Raw genomic sequence first — 4,503 nt, 5'->3', positions numbered from 1 at the left:
TTCTCCCGCAGCGGACTGATCAACTCATCGAAACGCCCCATACCACATCAACGAACTCAAGTCCCGGAAGCAACCCGTAAATTAGCGACGCCCCCTTCGTAGGTTGATGTCCGTTTCGTAGTGGGGTTGGGACAGGGCTGCTGGTTGCGAGCCTTGGTCGGTTACTGCTTCCTGGCGAAGCTGCCGGTGTCGATCTCGGTGCGGCCTCGCTGTTCGTGTCCCTGAAGATGGTGGAAGCTCATCTGACGTGCATCTACCGGAAGTTGCACTGACGCGGCTGCTGACGGCCGCGGATCTGGTGGACTGAGGGTCGCTGGTGAGCTGATGCTCTGGTGGATTGAGTACGGGTACTCATGTGGGCAGTGGTCAGCAGCCTGCATGGTACGGACATGCGATCAATTTTCCTCCCGAAGTCCTTGCTGGCGGCCGCGCTCGGCGGCATCGTCGTCCTGACCGGCTTCGGCGCGCAGAACGCCACCGCCGATCAAACCTCTACGGTCAGCGTCGCCGCCGCGAGCGACGACGATGCGGAGATGCGGTTCCTTGAGTTGGCGGACCTCATCTCGCAGAGCTGCGCTCCGGACGTCAGCAGCACCGATGATGTGGCATCGGCTTCCACGGCCGACACCACGGCAGCGGAGCCGACCCCCGACTCCACCATGCCCATCCTGGTCGATGAGGTGCCGCTGACCGCTGAAGAGGAGTGCGCCGCCCAGAGGCACGCACTGCGCATCAGCAGGGCGTTCTCGGGCACGGACACAGCCACGTACGAGGAGATGCAGAAGAAGCTGACGAGCCTGCACTACCCGGCGGCGCGGATCTACCGCATGCCGGACTTCTCGGGCGAGCCCGTGGCAAGGCTCGACCTGCGCGTGGGAGCCGACCACTTGGCTCTGGAGGTCACCGGTACCTACTTGGGCGTGATGGTCGAGGCGTTCGGCGCTCCAGAGGGCGTGAGCGTGACCGAGGTGCGGCTGGAGCCGCAGCTGGACGCGCCCACATCCTGAGGCCCCTGCCGACGCCCCACCGGGGCCGTGCCACCGGATCACTCCGAGAGCGTCGGCTCCGGCGGGGTGGTACCACTTGGTCGGTTACTGCTTCCTGGCGAAGCTGCCGGTGTCGATCTCGGTAAGGATGCCGAGCTTGACCAGGCGTTTCAGCTTGGCGCGTGTGCCTTCGATGTTCTTTGGCAGCAATTCGTGGTCGAGGGCTTCGCAGGGCGCTGTCACGTTGGCTGACAGGGTGGGAGGATCCTCGGGCTGATCACGGTGGAGGGGGTCGTCCGTGGAGGGCATGTCGCCGTCGTACAAGGGGCACCGGTATCCGGTCGAGGTGATCTCGCACTGCGTGTGGCTGTACTTCCGGTTCCCGCTCAGTTTCCGTGAGGTCGAGGAGCTGATGCTGGAGCGCGGCGTGATCGTCTCGTACGAGACGGTCCGCCGCTGGTGTCTGAAGTTCGGTCAGCAGTACGCCAACGGACCGCGCCGCCGGCGGCCCCAGCCCGGCGACAAGTGGCATCTGGACGAGGTCTTCATCAAGATCAACGGTGAGCAGAAATACCTGTGGCCGGCTGTCGACCAGGACGGCAACGTGCTGGACATCCTGGTGCAGAGCCGCCGGGACACGGCTGCGGCCAGACGCTTCTTCCGCACGCTGCTGACGAAGACGGGCGGGGTGCCGCGGGTGATCGTCACGGACAAGCTCCGCTCCTACGGCGCGGCCCACCGCGAGGTCATGCCCTGCGTCGAGCACCGTTCCCACAAGGGTCTGAACAACCGGGCCGAGAACAGTCATCAGCCCACCCGGCAACGCGAACGGGCGATGAAAGGCTTCCGCAGCGTGGGCGCCGCGCAGCGGTTCCTGTCCGCGTTCAGCGGCTTCTCCCCCCACTTCCGGCCCCGCCGCCACCTGATGACCGGCACCCAACACCGCACCGAAATGACCGTCCGCTTCACCATCTGGGAGCAGATCACCGGCGTCACCGGCCGGCCTGCCGCGGCCTGAGCCCAGGGCCGGCACCCGGCCCCACCACACCTCGACACACCGTCAGACACCCACACACCCAACAACGTGACAACGCCCCTGGCGGTGTGCCGTGTACGGCAGCGTGCGCATGATGAGCATGGCCCTCGCCGCGTGGTCCGAAGCCCTGCGGATGGAGCCGCCGGTAAGCGCTGCCGAGGTAGCCGTCGGGCGGCCCGGTTCAGGAGACGAGGTGGCAGGATGACACCGGTGTCCGACTCTCTGCATGAACCGTGGCTGCGCGGCATCGCCTTCAATCCGGCCGCGCCCTTCGACGTACTGATACGCCTGATGGGTCGAGCGGCCGGTGAGGCCGGCCTGCTGATGTGCGAGGGCCGTGACCTGCCTGACGCCGTCATCGACGCAGCCCTCCGCCATCCGCGCGAGGAGATCCGTCGCGCGCTCGCCCGCAACCGGTACGTCGACCCGGCGCGGCTCGCCCCCTTGGCGACGGACCCGTCGGGGATCGTCCGCGGGTGGCTCGCCGCCGGCCCCCGTCACTACCCCCGATGGGTCCGACCGCTGCCGGACGACATCCTCGTGACCCTCCTGACCGCCCAGGACGGGGGCGAGGACGGCAAGGTCACCGTGAAGGAGATCATGGCGGAACTCGATTCCTCCCGGCAGATCCCGCTGTCCTTCTTCCGCTCCATGGCCGGCCGCGAGAACCCCGAACTCCGGATACGGGCCACTTGGAGGTGGCAGTCCCTCACCCCGGCGCAGCGGGCGGCGCTGCTCGACGATCCGGACCCCGCGGTCCGTGAAGCGGCGCAGGACAGGAACTGGGCGCTGGACCCGGAACGGGTGGAGGCCATGCTGCCGTCCTTCGGTTCGCGCAACGCATGGGTGTTCGGCACGTGTGCTCTGTCCCCCGCGCTCGTCGAGCAGTGCTTCGCGAACGGCACGGTGGAACCCTTGACCTACAACCGGCACACCCCGGCCGACGCCGTCGCCCGGCTCGCCCGCCACCCCGAGGCGAAGATCCGCGCGATGGTCGCCGTACGGCCCGACCTGGGGCCGGACCTGGTGGCGGAGCTGAGGGAGGACCCGGACGAGGACGTACGGATGCGCGCACGCCTCCACCCCTTCCCCCGCACCTGGGCCGAGTACTGGGCGATCGACCCGGCCATCGGGCACGGTCCAGACTGCACCTGCCCGATCCCCGAGCTGATTACCGAGCCGACCCCGGAGTCGAATACTGAGCCGGCCGCCGGGCCGTCGCCCGACTGGTTCGCCGCCTGTGCGGCCTCCGAGGAACCGGTGCTCCGCCGGGGCGCGGCGAGTTGGCCCGGCCTGCCTGCGGAACTCGTCGAGACACTCGCGCAGGACGACGACGAGGAGGTGAGGATCCGGCTCGCCTGCTACCACCCGCTGGCTCCGCCACACCTCCTCCTGGACGTCTTCGTCACCCGCCCGGCCCACCGTCCGCACCTGCTGACCCTGCCTGCGTTCCCCCGCACCGGCCGGGCCCACCTCATCGGCCACCCGGATCCTGAAGTACGGGCCCTGGCCGCAGCCGATCCCGCCTTGCCCGACCCCCCTGTCGAGGACCCCGACGCGTCGGTGCGCCGGGCAGCGGCCGCCAACCCGAGCCTGTCACCGGAAGCCCTGGAGGCCCTCCTCGCCGACCCCCGTACCGCCGAGGGCGCCGCGGCCAATCCGGCCCTCCCCGTTCCGCGCATGCACGCAATCCTCGACCACTGCCTGAACGGCACCGCCACCCCGCTGGCAGTGGTCCGGCGCTGAATGACGACACCCACGTAGCGATCACAGGCATGGCAACCTCGGTGGACCACCGACTGCGAGTCCACGATCCCCGCGCTCGGCTGCGGGTTCCTGCCCGCCCGCGCCCGGACCTGCTCGCGCAGCCGGTCGTGGAACTCGGCGATCAATCCGTGCTCCCGCCACCGGCGGAAGAACGCATACACCCGCTCCCAGCAGGGGAAGTCCGCGGGCATCGCCCGCCACTTGATGCCGTTGTCGACGAGGTAGCGGACCGCGTCGATCATCTGCCGGTGACAGTACGACTCCGGCCGGCCCGCCCGCTTGCCCAGCCATGCCGGGACCGGCAACAACGGGCGCACCTCGGCCCATTCCGCGTCCGACATATCCGTCGGATACCGGCGTCGGCGCTCGGGCTGATCAGACGCGTTTCCGTACACGTGCGCGAGACAGTCACACGACCGCGCCGAACCACTGGCCTCCGCAGCCATGGATGCGGTGAACTGGAACAACAGGGCCTCCTGGAATCAGTGCGCTTCAACACCCACTCGCTTCCAAGAGGCCCTGCTTTCATGCCCCGCCCCACGAAGATCACCTATCCGGGATCGACGCGAGGAACATCAGATCGACCGCCAAGCCACATGATCGATTGAACTACGGCTTCTCAGCCCTGGGTCAGGCCGTTGCGGCCGTGCCGACGACTCCGGTGACGTGGTCCCAGATGGCGAAGCGGATGGTCATCTCGGCTCGGTGGTCGGA

At 68.3% G+C, this 4,503-nt stretch carries 4 protein-coding genes and 1 pseudogene; 3 read left to right on the top strand and 2 right to left on the bottom strand.

What is annotated here, in order from left to right; genetic code table 11:
• Positions 1-389: 389 nt before the first annotated feature.
• Positions 390-1,007 (top strand): hypothetical protein, encoded by a 618-nt coding sequence (locus tag ACWD6R_RS39860; protein ID WP_451823236.1) that lies wholly within the window; start codon positions 390-392, stop codon positions 1,005-1,007.
• Positions 1,008-1,091: 84 nt separating this feature from the next.
• On the opposite strand, the gene ACWD6R_RS39855 is transcribed toward ACWD6R_RS39860, so the two are convergent.
• Positions 1,092-1,295 (bottom strand): hypothetical protein, encoded by a 204-nt coding sequence (locus ACWD6R_RS39855; protein WP_451823235.1) that lies wholly within the window; start codon positions 1,293-1,295, stop codon positions 1,092-1,094.
• Here ACWD6R_RS39855 and ACWD6R_RS39850 point away from each other — a divergent pair.
• Positions 1,294-2,004 (top strand): IS6 family transposase, encoded by a 711-nt coding sequence (locus ACWD6R_RS39850; protein WP_451823237.1) that lies wholly within the window; start codon positions 1,294-1,296, stop codon positions 2,002-2,004. The genes ACWD6R_RS39855 and ACWD6R_RS39850 overlap by 2 nt on opposite strands.
• Positions 2,005-2,232: 228 nt before the next feature.
• Positions 2,233-3,768, top strand: a complete 1,536-nt coding sequence (locus tag ACWD6R_RS39845; RefSeq protein WP_451823234.1) for a hypothetical protein — start codon at positions 2,233-2,235, stop codon at positions 3,766-3,768.
• Positions 3,769-3,956: 188 nt separating this feature from the next.
• Here ACWD6R_RS39845 and ACWD6R_RS39840 read toward each other — a convergent pair.
• Positions 3,957-4,130 (bottom strand): annotated as a pseudogene (locus ACWD6R_RS39840) (transposase); the annotation flags it as partial.
• Positions 4,131-4,503: the final 373 nt, after the last annotated feature.

Source organism: Streptomyces sp. NPDC005151, assembly GCF_053599875.1.
This window is presented reverse-complemented; position numbering and strand designations above follow the sequence as displayed.